The sequence below is a fragment of the Microbacterium sp. Root1433D1 genome (assembly GCF_001426835.1).
In the GTDB taxonomy this organism is placed as follows: domain Bacteria; phylum Actinomycetota; class Actinomycetes; order Actinomycetales; family Microbacteriaceae; genus Microbacterium; species Microbacterium maritypicum.
Window position 1 is genome coordinate 138,718 of record NZ_LMFN01000001.1, and the last position, 18,767, is coordinate 157,484.

Here is an 18,767-nt window from a genome sequence, read left to right on the forward strand (position 1 = left end):
TCATCCTAGACGCGCAGTCTGCACGTGGACTGGGCGCGCGCGGGCGTCCCTGCGTCCCTATCAGCTGCCGAGGACCCGCTCGAGGTAGCGGTTGCCGAAACGACGCTCCGGGTCGAGGCGATCGCGCAATGCGACGAAGTCGTCGAAGCGCGGGTATCGCTCCCGGAAGGTCTGCGCCGTGAGCGTGTGGAGCTTGCCCCAGTGCGGGCGCCCGCCGAACTCGTGCATGATCTCCTCCACGGCGCCGAAGTACTCCGTGGGGTCGGCCCTCCAGTAGCGGTGCACGGCGATGTACGCGCTCGCGCGTCCGTGAGCGGTCGACAGCCAGCGGTCGTCAGACGCGGCGAAGCGCACCTCGATCGGGAACTCGATCGTCCATCCGCGCCGCGCGATCAGCGCCTGCACCGCCTCGAAGGCTGGCACGACGTTCTCGACGGGGATCGCGTACTCCATCTCCCGGAATCGCACGGTCCTGCTCTGGATGAGCACCCGGTGCGAGAGTTCGGTGTACTCGCGATCTCCGGTGAGCCTGACCGCGAGCCGGCTGAAGGACGGAGTGATCGCCGGAACGACCTGACCCGCAGCGCACGCCACGCGATACACCCCGTTCGAGAGCAGGGTCTCATCGATCCACCGCCCGACCACCGGGAGCGGCTTGCGCACCGTCGCCTCCGGCAGCCGCGTCTGGCGCTTGGTCAGCGCGATATCCGTGTGAGGGAACCAATAGAACTCGAAGTGGTCGGATGCGGCGACGCGCTCTTCGAGGGTGGCGAGCACCTCCTCCAGGGGCACCGGCTCGTCGATCGCGTGCATGACGAACGCCGGCACGCACTGCAGGGTCACCTCGACGATGATGCCGAGGGCGCCGAGTCCGAGAGCCGCAGCGGGCAGCAGCTCGCTCTCGTGCTCCTGGTCGATGCGGAGGAACTCGCCGGCGGCCGTGACCATGGTGACGCCGACGACCTGGGTCGCGAGGCCACCGTACTCGGCACCGGTGCCGTGGGTTCCGGTCGAGATCGCACCGGCGATCGACTGACGATCGATGTCGCCCAGGTTCTCCATCGCCAGCCCGTACGGGGCGAGAAGTCCGGGGATACGGTGCAGCCGGGTGCCGGCGAGCAGGGTCACGCGTCCCGTCGCGGCGTCCGCCGAGACGAGTCCCTGCAGGTCGTCGAGCTCGAGCAGGACGCCCGGGGCGACCGCGATGCCCGTGAAGCTGTGGCCGGCGCCGACGGCCTTCACCGGAAGCCCCTGCTTCACCGCGGCGACCACCGCCCGCTGTACGCCCTCGGGGCTGCGCGGACGCTCCACGCGCACGGGTCGCACCGAGGCCGAGCGAGCCCAGTTCTGCCAGGTGCCGCCGATTCTCGTCACAGGAAGGCCTTTCCCTCGCCGCGGTAGGTCGGCAGCTCATCGATGATCTCGTCGCCCGAGACCAGGTGATAGCTCTCGATGCGCTCGGCCGGCTCGCCGCTCTTGGCATGCCGGAACCAGACCCGGTCGCCCACGCCCAGCGATGTCGCCGCCGGGCCCTGCAGGGGCGTCTGCACCTCACCGGCAGCTTCACGGGAGAGGGTGTGGAGCCCTTGTGGCCATACGGGACGCGGTTGACGCGAGGCCACCGCCGGGCCGGAGGCGATCCATCCTCCGCCGAGCACCGTGGCGATATCGACGGCCGGGCGCCGCACCACGTCGAACGCGAATGCGGACGCCGGAGCGGGGCGGAACGAACGATACCCGTCGAACAGATGGCCGCCGAGGAGCCCGCTTCCCGCGCTCGCCTCGCTGAGCGACTCATCGCTTCCGGTGAACTCGAGCGACCCCGTTCCTCCGCCGTTGAGGATCTCCAGCGACGTGATCTCTCCGACCGCGGCGACGATGGCCGCCCGGCGCTCGCGCAGCTCGTTCCGTGAGCGCGACTGCACCATCCGGATCAGCGGGGCATCGGGGCCGGCATCGTCCCCCTGTCCCGCGATCTGCGCGTCGTACATCTGCAGTCCGACGAGCCGGAATCCCGGGCGGGCGACGACCTTGCGAGCGAAGGCGGCGACCTCTCCCGCGTTGAACAGCGCCGAACGGCGCACGCCGATGTGGCCGAGGAGTGAGGAGCGCCAGGAGGCATCGACGTCGATCGCGACACGGATCTCCGGACGCGAACCGGGTCCTGCGACGCTGTCGATCAGGTCGAGGTGCACGAGGTCGTCGATCATCAGCGTGATGCGCTGAGCAGCCTGCTCGTCGGCGAAGAGCCGTGCCAGACCCGCGCGATCGACCGTGGGATACCCGAGCATGATGTCGTCATGGGTCTCGGCGAGCCACAGCGCCTCCTCGAGCGTGAAGGCGAGGATGCCGCGGAACCCCGGGAGCTTCAGCACGGCATCGAGCACGGACCGCACCCGTACCGATTTCGAGGCGACCCGGAGCGGCAGCCCGCCCGCCCGCACCAGAAGGTCCATCGCGTTGTAGCGGAGCGCCTCCCTGTCGATCACCGCCACCGGCGCGGGAAGATGCCCCGTCGCGGCGGACAGGCGCGGCCAGTAGCGGGCCGGGTCCTCCCATTCGGGGGCGACCGCAGGCGCACCGTGGGCGGGGCTCAGTTCGTCGATGAGGTCGAGCACTCCCCCACACTAAGGCCTCCCCGGACTGCGGATCACCCCCGAAGGCACCGCGTCGCATCCGGGCACGCAGATAGGCTGGCGAGGAGGCCCCCGTAGCCCAATGGCAGAGGCAGGCGACTTAAAATCGCTTCAGTCTGGGTTCGAGTCCCAGCGGGGGCACATCCTCGCTCAGTCCTCCGCCGGCGCGACCGTCTTCCGCTCGCCTGTCGCCTCGCGAATGCGACGCACGACGAGAACGACCAGTGCGATCGCGATGGCCGAGTACACGGCGTAGTCGAGGTACCCGAGGTACTGCTCCAGCTTCTCGTGCTGCGTGCCCAGCGCCGCTCCGACTCCGAGGAGAAGCGCATTCCAGAGACCGCTACCGATGATGGTGTAGATGCTGAACGTCACGAGGTTCATGCGGGAGGCCCCGGCCGGAATCGAGATCAGGCTGCGCACGCCGGGTACCATCCGTCCCACCAGCACGGTCCAGCCGCCGCTGCGCACGAACCACTCCGATCCGCGTTCGAGATCGGAGCGGCTCACCAGCTTGGTGGCCGCGAGCATCCGCACCGCGCGATCCATCCCGATGGCCGCGCCGAGCCCGTACAGCAGCAACGCACCCAGCCAGGACGCGAGCGTGCTCCAGAAGATCAGCCACCCCAGGTTCAGAGAGCCGCTCTGGCTCAGGTACCCCGCGAAGGGAAGGATCACCTCGCTCGGGATCGGCGGCACCAGGACCTCGAGGAAGACCAGCACGCCCACGCCGATGTCTCCCAGCGCAGTGAGGACATCGGCCGCGAATCCGGTGAGCCCGGTGAAGCCGTGATCGGCAGCAGCAGTGAGAGCCATCTGCGGTCAGCGCCCGAAGATGTCGCCGATACCGGGGATGCCGAGGTTGCCGAGCTGCTCGCCCCAGCCGCTCGCCGCCTCTCCCAGCCCCGACACCGTCTCGCCCGCGGAGCCCATCAGATCGCCCGCACCCCCGGCGAAGGACTCGACGTCGATACCGGCGGCGAGGGACTCGACATCGATGCCCTCTGCCAACGCGCCGAAGTCGACGCCGATGTTCGCGGCCTGCTCCAGAAGAGGACCCGCCACCGTGCTGAGCACCGCACCCCCGGCCACCGCACCGAGCAGTCCGACCGCCGCGCCACCAGCGACGACCGCAGCACCGCCGACACCCGCACCGCGCACGCGCGACAGCAGACCGCGCATCCGCCCCGGGTTCATGGCCTCGGCACGTCCGGCGGCGCGAGCGAGGTCATCCGGCGACGACGACCGCGGACGCTCGCCCGGCTCGAGCTCCTGTCGCATGCGGGCTTCGACGAGCGAGCGCTGCTCAGGGGTCAGGCGCGCGAACGCCTCGCGGTGGATCTGCTCGACGCGCTGCGGATCCGCCGTCTGCAGCAGGTAGTCGTAGCGGGCGATGGCCGCACGGTCCGCATCGGTCATGGCCTGCGAGGCCCGAGAGGCTCCGGACACCGGCGGTGCGTAGGGGTCTGCGGAGCTCGTGGAGCGGGGCCGCTCGCTGGGCGCGGCGGGCGGCGTGTACGGGTCGGCCGCCACCGGACGGTTCTGGCTCGGCTGCCGCTCCGGGTCGCCCTGCCCTCGAACGGCGTCGACGGCGCCACGGAGCATGCCGCCCCAATCCGTCGACCGGGACCCGTCCTGCGCGCGTGATCCGTCAGCCGTGTGACCGTTGCGCGCCGAACCGGCGTTCTTCTCGAGCGCCTCGGATGCCATGCCGATCAGTCGGGAGAGCTTTCCCATGGGTGGTCCCTTTCGTGGTGCGGACCGCCCAGGATCCACCACGTCAGGACGACGGCAGGGTCTCTCGGCAGCCCGCGATGCGGGTGCCAAGGTCTCCTCCACCCTCACGGGCCGGCGGGCCGGAGCACGATCTCGTGCTCGTAATGACGACGTCGCCGCATTCGGGAGTACTCCCCTTGCCTGCGCGACGATACCGGCTGTACCTGTGCACCGCCTCGGAGACGCTCCGCAGAGACGACGATCGGCCCCGGCGCAGAGCGCACAGGGCCGATCGTCGTACTCGAGAGTCAGTTACTTGGCTGCAGCCTCGGCCGGCTCGGGAGCCTTCTCGGCGACAGGCTTCTTCGCGGCAGGCTTCTTCACCGCGGGCTTCTTCGCAGCCGGCTTCTTCGCAGCGGGCTTCTCCGATGCCTCGGCCGATGCCGCCGGAGCAGCGTCCGCCACGGGAGCGGCGGGAGCGGCCGGACGCGGGCGGGCGGCGAACTCCTCGAAGACGTAACGCGGGTTCTGCACGGTCTCGAGGTTCACCAGGTCGCGGCCGAGCCACAGGTTGTTCCACCAGCCCCAGATGACGCGGAACTTGCGCTCCCACGTCGGCATCGCGAGACCGTGGTAGCCGCGGTGCGCGACCCAGGCCACGAAGCCCTTGAGGGCGATCTTTCCGGACTGGAAGACACCGTTGTACAGGCCGAGACCTGCGACAGCGCCCAGGTTCTTGTGGAGGTACTCCTTGGGGTTCTCCCCACGCAGCACGGCGACGAGGTTCTTCGCGAGCAGCTTCGCCTGGCGAACGGCGTGCTGGGCGTTCGGCACGCAGAAGCCGCCGACGCCACCGCCCGAGAGGTCGGGGACAGCGGAGATGTCTCCGGCTGCCCACGCGCCCTCGACGAAGGCCTCGGGGGTTCCGACGCGCAGGTCGGCGCGGGTCTGGATGCGACCGCGCTCCTCGACGGGCAGGTCGCCGCCGCGCACGACGGTCGGGTTGGCCATGACACCTGCGGTCCACACGATGACGTCGGTCGGGATGACCTCGCCGGTGGAGAGCTCGACGTTGCCGTCGACCGCGCTCGTCAGCTGCGTGTCGAGGTGCACGTTGGCGCCGCGCTTGGCGAGGTCCTTGAGCACCCACTCGCTGGTCTGCAGCGAGACCTCGGGCATGATGCGGCCCATCGCCTCGATGAGGTGGAAGTGGGTGTCTTCGAAGCTGATCTGCGGGTACTTGCCCACCAGCGCGGACGCCAGGGAACGCAGCTCGGCGAACACCTCGATACCCGCGAAGCCACCACCGACGACGACGACGGTCAGCAGACGGTCGCGCTCGGGACCGGCGGGAAGCGAGGCGGCCTTGTCGAAGTTCGACATGACCTTGTCGCGGATCGCGACGGCCTCTTCGATCGTCTTCAGTCCGATCGCGTTGTCGGCGATCCCGGGGATCGGGAAGGTGCGCGAGACGGCACCGGCCGTGACGACGATCTGGTCGTACGCGAACTCGTACGGCTCGCCGACGGGCGGCGTGATCGTCGCGACCTTCTGTGCGTGGTTGATGTTCGTCACCTTGGCGGTGAGGACGTTGGTGCGCTTGAGGTGACGGCGGTGCGCGACCACCGAGTGCCTGGCTTCGATGGAGCCGGCGGCGACCTCAGGGAGGAACGGCTGGTACGTCATGTACGGCAGCGGGTCGACCATGGTCACGTCGGCCTCACCCTTGCGCAGGTGCTTCTCGAGCTTCCACGCGGTGTAGAAACCCGCGTACCCTCCGCCGACGATCAGGATCTTGGGCACAGTGCTGTTCTGAGGCACAGAAGAACTACTCCTCGGAGTCGGGGGTGTGGCGTACGGAAATGCGCGCCGATCGGATGCGCCGGGCAGCTGCGGTGACGCCAAGCGCTACCAGGATACCAGGGACCGTGAGCGCAATGAGCGGCAGGGTACCGTAGCGCAATGAATCCGCGCTGGGAAGCAACGGTGAACCGGCTTCGGTGGGCGCATCGGGCGCGGGGAGAGGCGGGACGGCGACGGGTGTCATCGTCGGAACCGGCTGCGGCTCCGTCTCCGCGCGACGGAAGACGCGGATCCACTCGGCGAGGTCTCCCATGGGGTTCTCGCTCACCGCGGGAAGGTTCGCCGAGATCGCCGCTGCGGCATCCACCAGTCCGTATCCGTAGAGGGGATCCTGGGGTTTGACCGCATCAGGGACGGGGATCGCGGTCTTGATGATGCGGTTGATGACATCGATCGCCTTGATGTCGGGGTGCGCCGAGCGGATCAGCGCTGCGACTCCCGCGACGATCGGCGCCGCACCACTGGTTCCGCGCCACGGCACGACCGTGCCGTCTGCGGAGACGCCGATGAGCCCCTCGCTGGGCGCGGAGATCCCGATCGTGATGCCCTGGGTCGACGCCTCGATGCTCGCCATGCCGGTCTGGTCGACGCCACCGACCGTGAGCACACCGGGAATGGTCGCCGGGGCGCCGATGATGTTCGTCCCACTCCCCCGGTTGCCGGCGGCGACGACGACCACCACATCATGCTCGAAGGCATACAGGAACGCGTCGTCCCAGCTCTTGTCCCAATCGAGCGTGTTCGTCGTGAACGAGAGGTTGATGATGTCGGCACCGTTGTCGACGGCCCAGCGCATGCCCTTCGCCACCTGCTCGGTGAACGGAACGGCGGCGGCCGCGCTGAACCCCACCGAGATCGAGAGCAGGTTGGCTTCCGGCGCCACGCCGATCATGCCGGTGCCGTCGGGCGCACCGCGACCGGCAGCCAGCGAAGCCACCCAGGAACCGTGATTGCCATCGACGGCGCCCAGGGGCGTGCGCCCGTCCGGAGTGCCTGACCCCGAGACGTCGGTGCCACCCACCACAGCGTCGCCGAAGACCGAGGGCACCTTGCCGATGCCGGTGTCGATCACCGCGATGGTGACGCCCTTGCCACGAGTGGTCTGCCAGGCCTCACGGATCCGCGCCCCGTCGAGCCAGTACTCCGAAGCCCGCACCGGGTCGGCAGGGTCGTCGGGGATCGGGGCCGGAGTCGGTGCGACGCCGAGGAGCAGCACCGTCGCCGCCACCACCACGATGGCGGCAGCGCTGCGCAGCGTCCGGCGTGCGGTCATACCGCGGAAGCCGCCTCATCGCGCAGGGCGGCGCCGGGGTCCTCACAACGGCAGACCGAAGGCGACCAGGAGGATCGAGCGAGTGCGGCGTCCCCGATCGGGTTGACTCCCGGGCCTGCGGCCAGGGCATGCCCGGCCAGAGCATGCAGGCATTTGACGCGCGTGGGCATTCCCCCGGCGGAGATGCCGTCGATCTCGGAGACCTCGCCGAACTGCCTCCGGTCGGCGAGGTAGGCCTCGTGGGCTGCGAGATACGCCGACGCCACTGCCTCGTCGTCGACGAGAAGGGCCGCGAGCTCCGGCATCACCTGGGTCGCCTCGAGCGTCGACATCGCCGCTGTCGCCGCGGGGTGGGTCAGGTAGTAGAACGTGGGGAACGGCGTACCGTCCGGCAGACGCGGTGTGGTGGCGACCACCGTCGGGTTGCCGCACGCACAACGGGCCGCGATGCCCACCACACCTCGGGCGGAACGACCGAGCTGGGCCGATACGACGGCGAGCTCGGCGGGCGTGGGGGCAGGAAACGGCGGCGTGGTCACCTCACCAGCGTAGGGGAGCCGCCGGGGAAGTTGCTCGACGGGACGGTCAGGGAGCGACGGCGGCCGTATCGCTGAGGCCGGTCGAGACGATGGTGCGCAGCAACTGCGGCATCCAGTCCGTCGGCTTCTCGACGATCGTGTCGCTCACGGGCTCCTGCTCCCGCGGAAGGGCCGCGGGATCGAGGTCGTTGTCGATCAGATACACGACCTCCCCGGGCTTGACGTAGTAGAGGCGCTCGCGGGCCTGGGTCGTGATGTACACGGGGTCGTTCCAGCGCTCACGTTCGGCGACGAGGGAGGCGATCTGGTCTTCGCTCACCTTCACCGACGCTTCGAGGGCCGCGATCTTCTGACGCTGATCGATGAAGGTCCCGAGCGTGGGCACGAGCACCCAGGCACCCAGCACCACCAGCGAGAGCATGATGACAGAGAAGGCCGAGAGGCGGATGCCGGACGCCCACTCGCGGACGTCGACGCGAGGCGCCTCACCCCGGCTCCTGCTCGATGAGCGCGGTGCGGACGACGATGCGGCGGGCGTGGCCGTCTTCTTCGACTTCATCGTGCCGGCGGGTCGCGGCGTCTGCGGTCCCGGAGACGCCGAAGGAGGAGCCGGTCGTCGTGCCACGGCTCCTCCTTCGTCGTGCCGCTTCAGCGGCGGTGTTCACCGCCGAGACGGCGGCTTCTTCGGTGTATCGGTGCGCTCAGGCCTGGTAGCGCGGGAACGCGGAACGGCCGGCGAAGACCGCGGCGTCGCCGAGCTCTTCCTCGATGCGCAGCAGCTGGTTGTACTTCGCGACGCGCTCGCTGCGAGCAGGAGCACCCGCCTTGATCTGTCCGGCGTTGGTCGCGACGACCAGGTCGGCGATCGTGGTGTCTTCGGTCTCACCCGAACGGTGCGAGAGCATCGCCGTGTAGCCGGAGCGCTGAGCGAGGCTGACCGCGTCGAACGTCTCGGTGAGCGTGCCGATCTGGTTGACCTTGACGAGCAGCGAGTTCGCGACGCCGCGCTTGATGCCGTCGGCGAGACGCTGCGGGTTGGTGACGAACAGGTCGTCGCCGACCAGCTGCACCTTGCTGCCGAGCGCGTCGGTGAGGTGCTTCCAGTTGTCCCAGTCGTCTTCGGCGAGAGCATCTTCGATCGTGACGATCGGGAAGTCGTTGACGAGTCCGACGTAGTACTCGGTGAGCGCCGCGGCGTCCCAGTCCTTGTTGTCGAGACGGTAGACGCCGTCCTTGAAGAACTCGGTCGCGGCGACGTCGAGGCCGAGCGCGATGTCGGTGCCGGGCGTGAAGCCGGCCTTCTCGATCGCCTTCACCAGGAAGTCCAGTCCCTCGCGGTTGCTGGGCAGGTCGGGAGCGAAGCCGCCCTCGTCGCCGAGGCCGGTCGCGTAGCCCGCGGCCTTCAGCTCTGCACGCAGCACGTGGTAGGTCTCGACTCCCCAGCGGAGCGCCTCGGAGTAGGTCTCCGCACCGATCGGGGCGAGGAAGAACTCCTGCATGTCGATGCCGTTGTCGGCGTGCTCGCCACCGTTGATGACGTTGAACAGCGGAACGGGCAGCACGTGCGCGTTCGGGCCGCCCAGGTAGCGGAAGAGCGGGAGGTCGGCCGAGTCGGCCGCTGCCTTCGCGACGGCGAGGCTGACGCCGAGGATGGCGTTGGCTCCGACGCGCTTCTTGTTCTCGGTGCCGTCGACCTCGATCAGGATCTCGTCGACGATGCGCTGCTCGCTCGCCTCGACACCTTCGATCGCCGGTCCGAGCTCGTCGATGATGGCCTCGACGGCCTTGAGCACGCCCTTGCCGCCGTAACGGCTCTTGTCTCCGTCGCGGAGCTCGTACGCCTCGAACGCGCCCGTGGATGCGCCGGACGGCACGGCCGCCCGCTGCACGATGCCGTCGTCGAGGAGGACCTCCACCTCAACGGTCGGGTTTCCGCGCGAGTCGAGAATCTCGCGTGCGCCTACAGCCTCGATCAGTGCCACTGATGTGCTCCTTGCTCAGGGGGAAAACGTTGTGTGGAGCGTCGTCGATCCGCGCTCAGTCTAGCCCGGCCCTCCGACAGGGTCAGGGACCCGACCGACAGGTTCGCGCGCACGCTCCCGACGCCGTCGATATCAGACGACCACGGCGATGGCGAAGCCGTCCCAGCCCTTCGCGCCGACGGTCTGCAGGGCCGTGGCGTCGAATCGCGGGTCCTCCCCCAGCATCCGCAGTCCCTCACGGGTGCCGACGACCTTGGGGTCGGTGCTGTCATCGCGGACGATCTCGCCCTCACGCCCGATGTTGTCGAGCACGACCACGGTGCCGGGGTGGCCGAGCTTCGCCGCCCAATCGAGGTAGATAGTGTTCGACTCCTTGTCGGCGTCGATGAACACCAGGTCGAACCCGCCGACCAGGGTGGGGAGCACGTCCACTCCCCTACCCACGCGGATGTCGACACGATCACCGACGCCCGCGGCATCGATGCTGGCGCGGGCGATCGCCGCGTTGTCCGACTCCGCCTCGATCGTCACGACGCGCCCTCCGGGGCCGACGGCCCGCGCGAGCCAGATCGTGGAATAGCCGCCGAGCGTGCCGACCTCCAGCACCCGCCGCGCTCCGCTGATGCGGACGAGGAGGTTCAGCAGCTTGCCGGCGACAGGAGCCACCTCGATCTCGGGCAGGCCCGCCTCGCGCTGCGCGCTGAGCGCCGACTCCAGATCCGCATCGGCTCCGACGAGCAGATCGGAGAGGAAGGCGTCGGCTTCGGACCAGGCGGTGGGGGTGGATTCCATGGCCTCAGCCAACCCCCGCCGCTGCCGTCCGTCAAGACCGCGGTGCGGAGAGCAGGCGCCCCGGAGCATCGGCGAGCTCGGGCTGAGCGCGGAACTGCCCGGTCAGCACCAGCACGACCGTGAGGAGGGCGAGGACGATCCAGGTCGCCACACCGAGCGGTCCGGCCAGGGCCATATCGGGCTGCGTCGCGGCGACGATGAGGACGAGCCCCGCCGCGGCGTTCAGCGAGCCGTGCGCGATGACCGCCGGCCACACGGATGCCGAACGCAGGCGCAGCCAACCGAGCACAATGCCCCAGGCCACGCATCCGCCGATCATGAGCAGCACGCCGGTGAGGTCGGTGCGCCCGAAGTTGTAGCCGAGAAGGATGACCGGGCTGTGCCACGCACCCCAGATCACCCCGCTGAGGATCAGGGCCGGCCAGGTGCCGAGCGGGCGCAGCGCAGGAAGCAGCCAGCCGCGCCAGCCGAGCTCCTCGCCGAACGCGAAGAGGCTGTTGAACAGCCCGCCGACGGGGATCATCGCGAGCTGTGCGAACACGATGACCTGGACAGGAGGCAGCGGCGTGCCGGCCGGGACGGCCTTCTCGAGTTCGGCGGCGAACGCCGCGAACGTCAGATCGAGCTGCACGAAGCCGAGCGCGGCGGAAAGCAGGATACCCAGACCCACCAGCAGCGGCGGAACGAGCCAGCCGGCGACCATGAGCCAGATCACCCGCTTCGCCGGCCGCATCGGCCACAGTCCGAGGAACCGTGCACGCTGGCCGCGCGCGGGGACGCGCATCACGAACGTCACGACGAGGGCTGCCACCGCGGGTGTGAACATCATCACCGGCAGCAGGAGGACCGAGATCGGCTCAGCGAGACCGTCGCCCAGCCACAACGGCAGCGCCACCAGCCAGGCGAGGGCGAAGGAGACCGCCACGAAGACGATCACCGCGGTCCACGGCACGCGGCGCGTGTGCAGGGCCTGATGGTTCATGAGGTCGCCTTTCCGGAGTCGGTCGAGGAGGTGCCGGGTGTTCGTGAGCGGTCGACATAGGCCTGCAGCAGCGCCGCGGCTTCTTCCGCGCCGTCGATCGTCACGATGAACGGCCGTCTGTCACGGCGGGAGACCTCGATTGCCGAACCGCGCCGCATGACGATGCCGGACCGTCCGTCGACGCTGATGCGCCACCCCCAGCCGCCGAACTCGGCGAACGGCGAGATCTCGACGGCGCGCACAGACTCGATCTCGTCGAGCGGGATGCGGATGCGCGGCCACCTCAGCAGGGCCCGCGCCGAGAAGCCCTCCGGCGTGACCTTGACGCGGAAGGAGGCTGTCGCCGCCAGCGCGAGGCCCACGACGAGCACCACCACGGCGACGATCCAGCCACCCTCGACACCGGTGCCGAGCATGAACGCACCGAGCGCGACCAGGCCGAGGAGCACGAAGAACAGGAACGCGAGCGCGCCGCGTGGCATGGTCGTCGTGGCGACCCACACGACGCGTTCTCCCTCCGCCACGTTCACGGCATACCGTGGCTCCAGCGTGCGCCCCCGTTCGGGGCGGACGCGGGGCTGCACGGCCCAGGCGATGCCGCCGACAGCCACGAGTCCGGCGAAGGCCAGTGCGAAGGTCTCGCCGATGCCCGGCACGTCGGAGACATCGGTGAGGTCGCGCTGGAGCGCGAGGGATCCGAGACTCAGGATCGCCGCCAGCGCGGCCATGCCCGCGGCGAGCGCGCCCATCAGGCGGGCAGTGCCGCCCCAGTGCGCACCGGCGGAAGCGAGCGTCGCGACCGCCATCAGCACCGGCAGCCCGAGCCCGAGCGCGATGAGGAGCCAGAGGTACGTGTACGGCGCCCCGAATCCGTCGGCACCGCTAGGGCCCCAATGGGTCGCGACCTGAGCCGGCAGCGTGGGCAACCAGGTGAGGAGGATCACGACGGCGACGGCGGTGATCACGGTCGGCACGATCACCGCGACGAGGAAGAAGGCCACTCGTGCGCGTCGCAGCAGTTGCGGCGGGGTACGGGTGAGGTCGTGGGTGGCGTCACGATGGGTCATGGCGAATCCTCCTCGTGGTTCTCGATCGGGTCCATGCCGGTGCGGGCGTCACGGTGCGCATGGACGATGCCGGCGAGCGTGTCGGCGGAGACGCCGAGTGCCGCGGCACGGCGCACCAGATCGTCGATGTCGTTGGCGAGTTCTGCGAGCGGCGCGGCCGAGGCCGCGATCACCGCTCCCCTGCCGCGACGCAGATCGACCAGGCCCTCGTCACGCAGTCGCTGGTAGGCGTGCAGCACGGTGTGCTGGTTGATGTCGAGCGCTTCGGCGACATCGCGTGCCGCGGGAAGGCGATCGCCCGGAGCGAGGACCCCGGTGAGGATGTCGGAGCGGATGGAGGCCGCGACCTGGTCGTACAGCGCGCGGGAGCTGTCGGGATCGACACGGATGAGCATCCGATCCTCCTCTCGTGGAATCGCTACTTATTCTATGCGAACTATAACAACTGTGACAACCCTCCAGACGTCTTTGTCGCTCTCTGCTCGTTCCTCCACACTGGCGTGATGCGCATCACTCCCCGCCGTCTCGCGATCGGCATGAGCCTGTGGATCCCCAACCTCTTCAGCGGCATCCGCATCCGCCGCTTCAGTGAGGATTGGACCCACGCCACGGTCGAACTCCACGTGAACGTCTTCACCCGCAACTACGTCAAGACCGCGTTCGGTGGGTCGATGTCGGCGATGACCGACCCGTACTTCTTCATGCTGGTGATGCACCAGCTCGGACGCGATCACGTCGTGTGGGACACCCGCGGCGAGATCGAGTTCCTCAAGCCCGGCCGTGGCGTGCTCACTGCCGAGTTCGAGGTGTCGAAGGAGAAGGCCGAGGAGATCCGTGAGCGCGCACGCGGCGGAGCCAAGGTGCTCGAGTGGTTCGAGACCGTCATCACCGACCGGGAGGGCGACGTCGTCGCGAGAGTACGGCGCGAGGTCTACATCCGGGAGAAGAAGCGGGTCACCGCCTCGCGTAGTTGATCGAGGGCCGTGGAGGTGTAGGCGGGGCGGTCGTCAGAACGTGCCGCCCGGATAGACACCCTCCGGCAACGTGAAGCAGACCGAACCCGACGCGATGCGGATCTTGTGCGGCTCGTCTTCACCGAAGATGAAGCTTGCGGCGGTCGACGGCGACATAAGTTGCACGTTGTACGCGCCTGTGGGATCAATCCAATTCCTCGACTCGAATCGATCATCGTCCTCCAAGCGAGTCTCAAGATCCTTGACGATACGTTCGGCGTTTGAAGAGGGCGTTAGCGTGACGGTGGTCGAACCATTCCAGTTGTGCTGCGTCTCATCGCAAGACAACAAAGTTCCCTCCGGCTTTTGAACAATGCCCACCACCGCCTCCGCCGGAATCAACGATGCGATCTCCATCTCAATTGCCTGCGCATCAGTCTTGGCCTCTTCCCATGTCACGCTGCTCTCCTCGCTCGACTCATCGGCTGCGGGCGTGCACCCTGACAACACCATCACACACAGCAGAAAGATGGCTGCAGTCCGCCACGGCGCGGTTCCGATGCGTTCACCAGCGTCAGGCCTCAGAATTTCCCTCCGGGGTAAACGTCATCTGGCAAGGTGAAGCACGGTGACCCCGAGCTGATCAGGAGCGCCGCCGCGCCATCTGGGCCAATGACGTAGGTTTCGGCGGTATCAGGCGACATCAGTTGAATCTCATACTCGTCGACGACGTCGCGACGGTTTCGCACGTCGAAGCGCTCATCCTCCCGAAAGTGCGATTCAAGTGTTCTGACGATCTGCTCCGCATCGGCATCGGGCGTCAGCGCGATCGCCGTCGAGCCATACCAGGTGTGTTGCCCGTCATCGCACGAGAACAACGTGCCAGTCGGCTTCTGAACAATGCTCACGACGTACTCGGCCGGAACGAGATCCGCGATCTCGAGTTCTGTTGCCTGGGTCGCGGTCTTCGCTTCCTCCCAGGTGAGGCTCTTCTGATCCATCGGAACCTCCTTCTCGGGAGCTGTGCAACCGACCAGCGCGATAGCGACCAGGAAGGCGACTGTTCCCGCAAGCCATCGCCGGATCACTGTTTCACCAGCTTCGCGATGTCACGCAAGACCGGCAGATTGTCGTCGATATTGGTGGCGATCAGGTTGTGATTGTCCATCAGCACGCCGATGTCATCGAGCGGTACATACACCGACGGGTATCCACTGGATGGCACAGCTGCCGACTCTGCCAGTTCGTCATCATGCGGCCCTTCGTAGTATTCGCCGTGCTCGAAAGAGCGTGCATGTGGCGGAGCCAAGGTGCTCTCGTGCGTGGAGACCGTCATCATCGACCGCGAGGGCAGCGTCGTCGCGAAGGTGCTGCAGGAGCGCCTGTCAGAACTTGCCGCCCGGATAGACGCCCTCCGGCAACGTGAAGCACTCGGAACCTGAATCGATGTCGATAGTCCCCTCTTCAGTACCTTCACCGAAGATGAAGTTCGCAGCGGTCTCGGGGGACGTCAGCTGCACGGTGTACTCGCCGGCAGGGTCGACCCAGCTCCTCATCTCGAAGCGGTCGTCGTCTGCCATTTGAGCCTCAACGCCCTTGACGATCATTTCGACGTCCGTGCCTGGCACCAGAGCAACCGTTGTGAGACCTTTCCACCGGTGTTGCGCATCGTCGCAAGAGAACAGCGTTCCTTCTGGCTTCTGGACGACATTTGCCACAACATCCGCAGGAATCAACGCCGCAATCTCAAGCTCGATCGCCTGCGCGTCAGATTTCGCTTCTTCCAACGTCACGGGACTCCCTTCGTCAGCAGGCGTTTGAGCGGCGGGCGCACAACCTGAGAGCACGGTCGCGCAAAGTAACGCGACGGCAACAGCCCGCCACCTGCTGCCTCTCATCTGGCCACCAGCTTCTTCAGATACTTCAAGGCCTCATCGTTGGCGTCACTGTTCGTCGCGATCAGGTTGTGATTGTCCATCAGCACCCCGATGTCATCGAGCGGTACATACACCGACGGGTATCCGCTGGACGGCACAGTTGCCGACTCTGCCAGTTCGTCATCATGCGGCCCTTCGTAGTATTCGCCGTGCTCGAAAGCCGGGTGCTCCCGTGGATTGTTCCCGTCCCAGACGATCCCGAGCCCCTGCCCCGATTGCAGGATGTCGTTGTAGGAGAGGTCGGTGTACGTCGTGTCCTGCCCAGGGTTCCACGCTTCGGGCATCCCTGCCCCCGAGAGCGAGATCACCTTGTCGTAGTCTGCCCCAGCGACCTCGGAGCTCGTGACGTTCGACAGCCCCCAGCTATGTCCGAGAGCATCCTGCTCCGCCGCCCCGAGGAGCGGGTCCGCGCGCATGCCCGCCTCGAACCGCGCGAGCTGTCGCCCTGCCGCGAGCGCGCGATCCTCATCGTTCGCCTCGCCGATGCGGAACATGTCGATGCCGCCGACGTCGGTGTTCTCACCCGGGAACGGCCCGTCTTTGTAGACGAACGCGACCGTACCGGGCACCTGGTCCGCGAGGTACCCAGCGATCTGCTGCGCGCCACCCCGGTAGAAATCCCCGAGACTCGTGAAGGTTCCGGGCACATACGTGATCACCTTCTCCGTCTCGGGCGAGGGGGTTCCGATCATCTCGACGATCCGAGAGGAATCGCGATCGTAGAGGTAGAGCTGTACGGGAGCATCATCGCTCAGCACCTGCTTCAGGTAGGCGATCTCACTGCGCAGGAAGGCCGCGCGTTCATCTGAGATCCCTTCGACGGCGAGGTCCGCTTCGGCCTCCGCGATCCAGTCGGGCGCGTTCAAGCGGTTTGCAGCCACGCGAACGAGGGCGGGAATCCCGTCCATCGCGCCCACGATCTCGGGGTGCGCATTGATCACCTCGTCTTGCAACTCCGGCCGCGACAGCCACAGGAGCAGCACGTCCTCCGGGGTGTCGGCGGACAGGAGCGCATCGAGGAAGTCCCGCGCCTCGAGGGTCACCGGGACGCTCTCCGACGGGACCAATGCCCGCACTGCGGCGTCGTAGGCCTCTTCCCAGGCCCCGAAGTGTCGTTCGTACTCGCTCCAGAGCTCGTTCAGCTCCTCCTCGGCCCGATCGCGCGCTCCGATCTGTGCCGTCGCCTCGTCTTCCGCCTTCTCCAGGGCTGCGGGGTCGTCGAGCCTCGACGCGGCCAGCGCACCGCGCCCGGCACTGTCAGCGGCCCTTCCCAGCGTTTCGTGCTGGGCGTGCGCACTCTCGATCTCCTCGATCAGCGCGTTCGCCTTCTGGGCGTGCGCGTCGTGCGCCTGCGCGTACGCCGTCAGGGCTCCGGCGAGCGTCTGCGCGAGCGCGACGTCTGGGCCGATCACCGACAGGATCGCCGCAGCGTCCCCGCGGGCGCCGGAGACGGCCTTTCCCACCCCGGCGCACTCCGTCGTCCGCGCGGCCGCTCCGCGAAGCGCGCTGAGGTGCTCGGCGACGACCTCGAACTGATCCACCCACCGCGACATCGTCCCTACGTCGCCGGTGATCTTCTCCAGCGGGTATCCGCGGTTCGGAGAAGCAAGACTCACGGCTGCTCCTCACCCGTGAGCTCGACATCGAGGTCGGAGTACCGATCCGTGATGTTGGACAGGGTGGTCCGCAGGGCGGCGCTCGCCTCCCGATGCGCGAGCGTGGCCTCACGGAGCACATCGACCTGCCTGTCGACCGCGGTCTTCAGCGTGTAGCGGCCGATCGGAGCATCAACTCCGGCATCACCGCCGACGAGATTCGATGCATCCGTCTGCAGGACGAACGCGGCATCGGCGAGATCTGACGCCGACGACTGCAATTCGTCATAGAACACCTGTACTTCCGACATGAAGACACCCCCCGGTATCCATCTGGATCATCCTTCCCTCATGGTTTCACCACACGAGGTCAGGCGTGGAAGCAAGCATAGGCGACGACCGAACGACGCTTCGTCACCCTGGCGCGAGCGTCGACGACCTCGCGATCAGGGTCGGGGCGAGTCGCACGGTGTCGTGTGCGGTCGATGCGCCCGACACCAGTCCGAGGACGAGTTCGAGGGCCGTGCGCCCGCTCTCCTCGAACGGCTGCCGCACGGTCGTGAGGTCGAGCGCTGCGGCGACCTCACCGTCGTCGTAGCCGACGACAGCGAGCGGGGCAGTGCCAGGATCCGCGCGTAGCGCCGACATCACCGCGGCGGCGAACTGGTCGTGGTTCGCGACGATCGCCGTCGCACCCGCGGCTCGGGCCGCAGCGATCACCCGGCCATCGACCGAGGAGGGGTCGGCGACGGCGAGATCGGTCATCGCCAGATGCTGGGTCAGCCCCTCGATACGGAGCATCCCCGCCGACACGTAGGCCGGCGAGCGCTGCGGCTCGTGCACGAAGAGGACGCGGCGATGCCCGAGCTCGGCGAGGTGGCGCCCGATCTGCGCACCACCGTCGCGATCGTCGACGAGGACGACCGGACCGTCCACGTCCGACCGCGTCGGCACCACGTCGACGTAGACGACCGGGATGCGCGCCGCCCTGCTCGCCCGACGTGCGGCCCCGCCCAGTGGAACCCCCATCACCACGAGCCCGGTGGCATCCGTGCGCGTGGGCAGGACGTCGAGCAGCGGCTCGTCGGCAGCCGCGGCGGAATCGAGGTCGTACGGGATGATGTCCACCGCCGCGTCCCTCGCCCGGCGGAGCATGCCGGACAGGCGGCGCAGGTACGAGGGGTAGGTGGTGAACGGGGCGGCGACCGCGATGCGCGCGGCTCCGACACGTCGCCCCTGTGTCATCCGGTAGCCGAGCGCTGTGGCCGCGGCGACGATGCGCTGGCGGGTCTCGGGGCGCACCCGATGCGGGGCGCTCACCGCCAGCGACACGGTGGAGATGCTCACTCCGGCGCGCTCCGCGACGTCGTAGATGGTGACCCGTCCCGGTCGTGCGCGCATGGTCGGACTTCCTTCTTCATCGAAGTTCTTC

Annotated in this window: 21 protein-coding genes and 1 tRNA gene; 2 read left to right on the forward strand and 20 right to left on the reverse strand. The window is 68.1% G+C overall.

What is annotated here, in order from left to right; all coding sequences use genetic code 11:
- Positions 1 to 60 precede the first annotated feature (60 nt).
- Both ASD13_RS00640 and ASD13_RS00645 read right to left on the reverse strand, forming a co-directional pair.
- Positions 61 to 1,374 carry a D-arabinono-1,4-lactone oxidase gene (locus tag ASD13_RS00640; RefSeq protein WP_055864601.1) on the reverse strand — a complete coding sequence of 438 codons (1,314 nt, stop codon included), beginning with the start codon at positions 1,372 to 1,374 and terminating at the stop codon, positions 61 to 63.
- Positions 1,371 to 2,618: an alanine racemase gene (locus ASD13_RS00645; protein ID WP_055864604.1), complete on the reverse strand. Its 1,248-nt coding sequence runs from the start codon at positions 2,616 to 2,618 to the stop codon at positions 1,371 to 1,373. The genes ASD13_RS00640 and ASD13_RS00645 overlap by 4 nt, the downstream gene beginning before the upstream one ends.
- Before the next feature lie 86 nt (positions 2,619 to 2,704).
- Here ASD13_RS00645 and ASD13_RS00650 point away from each other — a divergent pair.
- Positions 2,705 to 2,777: transfer RNA gene (locus tag ASD13_RS00650), tRNA-Leu, on the forward strand.
- A 9-nt stretch (positions 2,778 to 2,786) separates the two neighbouring features.
- On the opposite strand, the gene ASD13_RS00655 is transcribed toward ASD13_RS00650, so the two are convergent.
- The 11 genes from ASD13_RS00655 to ASD13_RS00705 form a co-directional block, all read right to left on the reverse strand.
- Entirely contained in the window at positions 2,787 to 3,452 is a 666-nt protein-coding gene (locus tag ASD13_RS00655) for a DedA family protein (RefSeq protein ID WP_055864607.1), read from the reverse strand.
- 6 nt (positions 3,453 to 3,458) lie between these two features.
- A complete protein-coding gene (locus tag ASD13_RS00660) occupies positions 3,459 to 4,373 on the reverse strand; it encodes a hypothetical protein (protein ID WP_055864610.1) in 915 nt (304 codons plus the stop codon).
- A gap of 291 nt (positions 4,374 to 4,664) precedes the next feature.
- Positions 4,665 to 6,155 (reverse strand): NAD(P)/FAD-dependent oxidoreductase, encoded by a 1,491-nt coding sequence (locus ASD13_RS00665; RefSeq protein ID WP_055866756.1) that lies wholly within the window; start codon positions 6,153 to 6,155, stop codon positions 4,665 to 4,667.
- A 25-nt stretch (positions 6,156 to 6,180) separates the two neighbouring features.
- Entirely contained in the window at positions 6,181 to 7,488 is a 1,308-nt protein-coding gene (locus ASD13_RS00670) for a S8 family serine peptidase (RefSeq protein WP_055864613.1), read from the reverse strand.
- Positions 7,485 to 8,027 (reverse strand): DUF501 domain-containing protein, encoded by a 543-nt coding sequence (locus tag ASD13_RS00675; RefSeq protein WP_055864616.1) that lies wholly within the window; start codon positions 8,025 to 8,027, stop codon positions 7,485 to 7,487. The genes ASD13_RS00670 and ASD13_RS00675 overlap by 4 nt, the downstream gene beginning before the upstream one ends.
- A 46-nt stretch (positions 8,028 to 8,073) precedes the next feature.
- Complete coding sequence (locus ASD13_RS00680; protein WP_200942432.1) at positions 8,074 to 8,652, reverse strand: FtsB family cell division protein; 579 nt, start codon at positions 8,650 to 8,652, stop codon at positions 8,074 to 8,076.
- 76 nt (positions 8,653 to 8,728) lie between these two features.
- Complete coding sequence (gene eno / locus ASD13_RS00685) at positions 8,729 to 10,009, reverse strand: phosphopyruvate hydratase (protein WP_055864618.1); 1,281 nt, start codon at positions 10,007 to 10,009, stop codon at positions 8,729 to 8,731.
- Positions 10,010 to 10,141: 132 nt separating this feature from the next.
- Positions 10,142 to 10,801: an O-methyltransferase gene (locus tag ASD13_RS00690; protein WP_055864621.1), complete on the reverse strand. Its 660-nt coding sequence runs from the start codon at positions 10,799 to 10,801 to the stop codon at positions 10,142 to 10,144.
- Positions 10,802 to 10,832: 31 nt separating this feature from the next.
- Positions 10,833 to 11,783, reverse strand: coding sequence for a CPBP family intramembrane glutamic endopeptidase (locus ASD13_RS00695; protein WP_055864624.1), 951 nt, complete (start codon positions 11,781 to 11,783; stop codon positions 10,833 to 10,835).
- Positions 11,780 to 12,850 (reverse strand): DUF1648 domain-containing protein, encoded by a 1,071-nt coding sequence (locus tag ASD13_RS00700; RefSeq protein ID WP_055864627.1) that lies wholly within the window; start codon positions 12,848 to 12,850, stop codon positions 11,780 to 11,782. Before ASD13_RS00700 ends, ASD13_RS00695 begins: the two co-directional genes overlap by 4 nt.
- Positions 12,847 to 13,245 carry a GntR family transcriptional regulator gene (locus ASD13_RS00705; protein ID WP_055864631.1) on the reverse strand — a complete coding sequence of 133 codons (399 nt, stop codon included), beginning with the start codon at positions 13,243 to 13,245 and terminating at the stop codon, positions 12,847 to 12,849. Before ASD13_RS00705 ends, ASD13_RS00700 begins: the two co-directional genes overlap by 4 nt.
- A 108-nt stretch (positions 13,246 to 13,353) precedes the next feature.
- Here ASD13_RS00705 and ASD13_RS00710 point away from each other — a divergent pair, with 108 nt between their 5' ends.
- On the forward strand, positions 13,354 to 13,824 hold the full coding sequence (locus tag ASD13_RS00710) for a PaaI family thioesterase (RefSeq protein WP_055864634.1): 471 nt from the start codon (positions 13,354 to 13,356) through the stop codon (positions 13,822 to 13,824).
- 33 nt (positions 13,825 to 13,857) lie between these two features.
- On the opposite strand, the gene ASD13_RS00715 is transcribed toward ASD13_RS00710, so the two are convergent.
- The 7 genes from ASD13_RS00715 to ASD13_RS00740 all read right to left on the reverse strand — a co-directional run bounded on the left by ASD13_RS00715 (position 13,858) and on the right by ASD13_RS00740 (position 18,736).
- Positions 13,858 to 14,262 (reverse strand): hypothetical protein, encoded by a 405-nt coding sequence (locus ASD13_RS00715; RefSeq protein ID WP_055864637.1) that lies wholly within the window; start codon positions 14,260 to 14,262, stop codon positions 13,858 to 13,860.
- A 122-nt stretch (positions 14,263 to 14,384) separates the two neighbouring features.
- Complete coding sequence (locus tag ASD13_RS00720) at positions 14,385 to 14,804, reverse strand: hypothetical protein (protein WP_055864640.1); 420 nt, start codon at positions 14,802 to 14,804, stop codon at positions 14,385 to 14,387.
- An 83-nt stretch (positions 14,805 to 14,887) separates the two neighbouring features.
- Positions 14,888 to 15,142, reverse strand: coding sequence for a hypothetical protein (locus ASD13_RS17310; protein WP_157535554.1), 255 nt, complete (start codon positions 15,140 to 15,142; stop codon positions 14,888 to 14,890).
- A gap of 46 nt (positions 15,143 to 15,188) precedes the next feature.
- A complete protein-coding gene (locus tag ASD13_RS00725; RefSeq protein ID WP_055864642.1) occupies positions 15,189 to 15,596 on the reverse strand; it encodes a hypothetical protein in 408 nt (135 codons plus the stop codon).
- A 101-nt stretch (positions 15,597 to 15,697) separates the two neighbouring features.
- Positions 15,698 to 17,356 carry a hypothetical protein gene (locus ASD13_RS00730; protein WP_055864645.1) on the reverse strand — a complete coding sequence of 553 codons (1,659 nt, stop codon included), beginning with the start codon at positions 17,354 to 17,356 and terminating at the stop codon, positions 15,698 to 15,700.
- Positions 17,353 to 17,646 (reverse strand): hypothetical protein, encoded by a 294-nt coding sequence (locus tag ASD13_RS00735; RefSeq protein ID WP_055864648.1) that lies wholly within the window; start codon positions 17,644 to 17,646, stop codon positions 17,353 to 17,355. Before ASD13_RS00735 ends, ASD13_RS00730 begins: the two co-directional genes overlap by 4 nt.
- A 103-nt stretch (positions 17,647 to 17,749) precedes the next feature.
- Positions 17,750 to 18,736, reverse strand: a complete 987-nt coding sequence (locus ASD13_RS00740; protein WP_055864651.1) for a LacI family DNA-binding transcriptional regulator — start codon at positions 18,734 to 18,736, stop codon at positions 17,750 to 17,752.
- Positions 18,737 to 18,767 lie beyond the last annotated feature (31 nt).

Excerpts from the sequence above, each read along its gene's own strand:
- ASD13_RS00660 (WP_055864610.1), bottom strand. The coding sequence starts at position 4,373 with ATGGGAAAGCTCTCCCGACTGATCGGCATGGCATCCGAGGCGCTCGAG.
- ASD13_RS00735 (WP_055864648.1), bottom strand. The coding sequence starts at position 17,646 with ATGTCGGAAGTACAGGTGTTCTATGACGAATTGCAGTCGTCGGCGTCA.
- ASD13_RS00710 (WP_055864634.1), top strand. The coding sequence starts at position 13,354 with ATGCGCATCACTCCCCGCCGTCTCGCGATCGGCATGAGCCTGTGGATC.
- ASD13_RS00655 (WP_055864607.1), bottom strand. The coding sequence starts at position 3,452 with ATGGCTCTCACTGCTGCTGCCGATCACGGCTTCACCGGGCTCACCGGA.
- ASD13_RS00695 (WP_055864624.1), bottom strand. The coding sequence starts at position 11,783 with ATGAACCATCAGGCCCTGCACACGCGCCGCGTGCCGTGGACCGCGGTG.
- ASD13_RS00690 (WP_055864621.1), bottom strand. The coding sequence starts at position 10,801 with ATGGAATCCACCCCCACCGCCTGGTCCGAAGCCGACGCCTTCCTCTCC.
- ASD13_RS00670 (WP_055864613.1), bottom strand. The coding sequence starts at position 7,488 with ATGACCGCACGCCGGACGCTGCGCAGCGCTGCCGCCATCGTGGTGGTG.
- ASD13_RS00705 (WP_055864631.1), bottom strand. The coding sequence starts at position 13,245 with ATGCTCATCCGTGTCGATCCCGACAGCTCCCGCGCGCTGTACGACCAG.
- ASD13_RS00720 (WP_055864640.1), bottom strand. The coding sequence starts at position 14,804 with ATGGATCAGAAGAGCCTCACCTGGGAGGAAGCGAAGACCGCGACCCAG.
- ASD13_RS00700 (WP_055864627.1), bottom strand. The coding sequence starts at position 12,850 with ATGACCCATCGTGACGCCACCCACGACCTCACCCGTACCCCGCCGCAA.
- ASD13_RS17310 (WP_157535554.1), bottom strand. The coding sequence starts at position 15,142 with ATGATGACGGTCTCCACGCACGAGAGCACCTTGGCTCCGCCACATGCA.
- ASD13_RS00740 (WP_055864651.1), bottom strand. The coding sequence starts at position 18,736 with ATGCGCGCACGACCGGGACGGGTCACCATCTACGACGTCGCGGAGCGC.